The organism is Streptomyces niveiscabiei (genome assembly GCF_001419795.1).
GTDB lineage: Bacteria > Actinomycetota > Actinomycetes > Streptomycetales > Streptomycetaceae > Streptomyces > Streptomyces niveiscabiei.
Map to the genome: position 1 here is coordinate 462 of NZ_LIRL01000833.1, position 3214 is coordinate 3675.

3 protein-coding genes are annotated in these 3214 nt (G+C 72.5%); 2 read left to right on the plus strand and 1 reads right to left on the minus strand.

Annotated elements, in window-relative coordinates:
* Positions 1–1004, plus strand: a 1004-nt coding sequence (locus tag AOK24_RS34800) for a pyridoxal phosphate-dependent aminotransferase (RefSeq protein ID WP_240554267.1), incomplete at its 5' end; no start/stop codon positions are given.
* A 76-nt stretch (positions 1005–1080) separates the two neighbouring features.
* The gene (locus tag AOK24_RS34805; RefSeq protein WP_107104118.1) at positions 1081–2370 is read left to right on the plus strand and encodes a mannosyltransferase family protein; all 1290 of its coding nucleotides are present in this window, start codon (positions 1081–1083) and stop codon (positions 2368–2370) included.
* A gap of 98 nt (positions 2371–2468) precedes the next feature.
* Here the strand turns inward: AOK24_RS34805 and AOK24_RS34810 are convergent, their stop codons facing one another.
* Entirely contained in the window at positions 2469–2999 is a 531-nt protein-coding gene (locus tag AOK24_RS34810; RefSeq protein WP_055723981.1) for a YbjN domain-containing protein, read from the minus strand.
* Between the last annotated feature and the right edge of the window lie 215 nt (positions 3000–3214).

Genomic DNA, 3214 nt, shown 5'->3' on the forward strand with positions numbered 1-3214 from the left:
GCAACCAGTACCCGCCGGGCCCGGGCGTGCCGGAGCTGCGTACGGCGATCACCGCGCACCAGCGCGCGCGGTACGGCCTGTCGTACGACCCCGACACCGAGGTCCTGGTGACGGCCGGCGCCACGGAGGCCATCGCGGCCACCCTGCTGGCCCTCCTGGAGCCCGGGGACGAGGTGGTGGCCCTGGAGCCCTACTACGACTCGTACGCCGCCTCCATCGCCATGGCGGGCGCCCGCCGGGTCCCCGTGACCCTGCGCCCCGACCCCGAGGCGGCCCGCTTCCGCCTCGACCTGGACGAGCTGCGCGACGCGGTCACCGACGCCACGCGACTGCTTCTGATCAACACGCCGCACAATCCGACCGGAACGGTCCTCACGCGCGCGGAGCTCACCGCGATCGCCGAACTGGCGGTGGAACGGGACCTGCTCGTCGTCACGGACGAGGTCTACGAGCACCTCGTGTACGACGACGCCGAGCACATCCCGCTGGCCTCCCTCCCGGGCATGCGCGAGCGGACGGTGACCATCGGGTCGGCCGGCAAGACGTTCTCGTTCACCGGCTGGAAGGTCGGCTGGGTGACGGCGTCCCCGGGGTTGACGAGCGCCGTCCGCTCGGCGAAGCAGTTCCTCACGTACGTCGCCTCCGGGCCGTTCCAGTACGCGGTCGCCGAGGCGCTCGCCCTGCCGGAGTCGTACTTCGCGTCCTTCCGCGCGGACATGCGCGCGAAGCGGGACCTGTTGTCGGCGGGGCTCAAGGAGGCCGGTTTCGGGGTGTTCAGCCCGGCCGGGACGTACTTCGTCACCACCGACATCCGTCCCCTCGGCGAGAGCGACGGTTTCGCGTTCTGCCGTGCGCTGCCCGCGCGCGCGGGTGTCGTCGCGATCCCCAACGCGGTCTTCTACGACCACCGCGACCAGGGAGCGCCGTTCGTGCGGTTCGCGTTCTGCAAGCGGACGGGCGTCCTCGAAGAGGCCGTGTCGCGCCTGAAGGCACTCGCCGGCTGACCCGGGGCCCTTCCGACGCTCCGTCAAAGTCCCCCGCCCGGCCCCGTCCTGCTCGCGCGCGGGCGCGTCGGCCTGCATGGTGCCGAGTGTGACTCACGCCACCGCCGCCCTCGCCCCGCCGCCGTCAGCCGTCGCGCGCCGTCCCGCCGTACGGCGCCACCGGGGCCTGCTCGGCGCCCTCGGCCTGTTCGTCCTGGCGCGGCTCGCCGGGGCCGGGGTGCTCGCGGGGGTCGCCTGGGCGGCCGGCAAGCGGCCTCTGCGGCTCCTGGGGCACTCCTGGGACTCCCGGTGGTACCTGGGCATCGCCGAGCACGGCTACGGCCGCACGCTGCGCTTCGGCCCGGACGTCGTCCACAGCGACCTGGCGTTCTTCCCGCTGTACCCGGCCCTCGTCCGCGCGGTGACCGCCGTGACGCCCCTCAGCGGCGGCTCTGCGGGCCTCCTGGTGTCCTGGACGGCCGCCGCGGTCGCCGCCTGCGGGATCTACGCCGTGGCCCGCCTCCTGCGCGGTCCCGCCGTGGCCGCCGCGACGGTCCTCCTGTGGGGCCTGCTCCCCCACTCCGTCGTCCTGTCGATGGCCTACACCGAGCCCGTCCTGACGGCGTTCGCCGCGTGGGCGCTGTACGCCGTGCTGACGGGGCGGTGGGTGTGGGCGGGCGCGCTGGCCGCCGCGGCGGGGGTGTCACGCCCCAACGGGTTCGCTGTAGCGGCGGCCGTGGTGGCGGCGGGGAGCTGTGAGGCGGTACGCGCGCGGGGGCGCGGTACGGCGGTGTCGGTGCGGGGCGAGGGCTCGGCGCGGGCTGTACGCGGGCGCGGGGCGTGGGGGCCGGCTCCGTACGGGGGCTCCCGCGCGCGGGTTACCCACAGGCTGTGGACGGGGATCGCGCTCGCGCCCCTGGGGTGGCTCGCGTACGTCCTGTGGGTCGGTGTCCGCCAGGGCGATCCGCTGGGGGGCTACTTCGCCGTGCAGCGCCTGTGGGGGTCGCGGTTCGACTTCGGGGAAGGGTCCCTGCGGTTCGCGCGGCATCTGCTGCTGGAGGGTGACCGGTTCGTCTTCCCCGTGACCCTCGTCATCGTCGGCGCCGCGGTCGTCCTGTACGCCCTGCTGCTCGCCGAGCGCGTACCGCTGCCCCTGCTGGTGTACACCGGCGTACTGCTGCTGATCGCGCTCGGCGGGTCGGGGTTCTTCGAGTCGAAGCCGCGGTTCCTGCTGCCGGCGTTCCCGCTGCTGCTGCCGCTCGCGGCGGCCCTGGCCCGGACGACGAGAACCCGGCCGTGGCACGCGGCCGTGGTGGTCGCGGCCCTGGCCGGGCTCTCGTTCGCGTACGGGGCGTACCTGGTGGTGCTCGCGGACACGCCGTTGTAGACGCGCCCCGTGGCTCCACGGAGGTAGGTACCTCGACCCACGGAGCCACTCGCCCCGTAGCTCTCAGGACCTACGCGCGGCCCCGGTGGGACGACGCCCTACTGCTCGTCGTCCGACGGCTTCTCCAGCTCCACACCCTCGTCCTCGATGCCGAGCTGCTCCACGAGCCACTTGTCGAACTCGATCGCGGCACGGACCCAGCTGACCGTGGAGGAGACGAAGAACTCGATGTTCACGCCCGCGCCGATCAGCATCTGCGTCTCGCCGATGAGGCGGACCGAGCCGTCGTCGTGGGTGTGCGTGTAGACCTTGGGCCACAGGGTGCGGCGGTTCCAGTCGTCGATCGCCTCAAGGAGCTGGGGCTTGTCGTCGATCTGGTGGGGACGGTCGAAGAAGGTCCGCACCGAGTAGACCTGCTGCTCGCCCTCGCCGCGGAACATGAAGTACGTACGGAACTGCTCCCACGGCGCCGCGAGGTCACCCTCGTCGTCGACGACGTACTTCAGCTCCATCTGGTCGAGGAGCTGCTTCACGAGATCCTGGTCAGGGACGACGGGGCCCGCCGGTCCTTGGGGCTGCGGCTCGGGCTGGCCCCCGAAATTCGGAATCGAGGACGGGTCGATGCTCACCGTGTTTTTCCCTTCGTACGGATGCCGCCATCCTCTCCCATGCGGGGCGGGGACTGGCAACCCCCGCAGGACCCTGTCAGCCGTCGGCTGACAGGAACTGACCGGGGCTTGAACATCGAGGGTGACGAGGGCCGGGAAGACGGCCGTCTCCGGTCCGCTCGGGCCACGGAGGTATGACGGGTACTACGGGGCTTCCCGTAGTACCCGTCATACCT

Bases quoted from the DNA above. Each gene is read 5' to 3' on its own strand.
- AOK24_RS34805 (WP_107104118.1), top strand. From the start codon at position 1,081: ATGGTGCCGAGTGTGACTCACGCCACCGCCGCCCTCGCCCCGCCGCCG.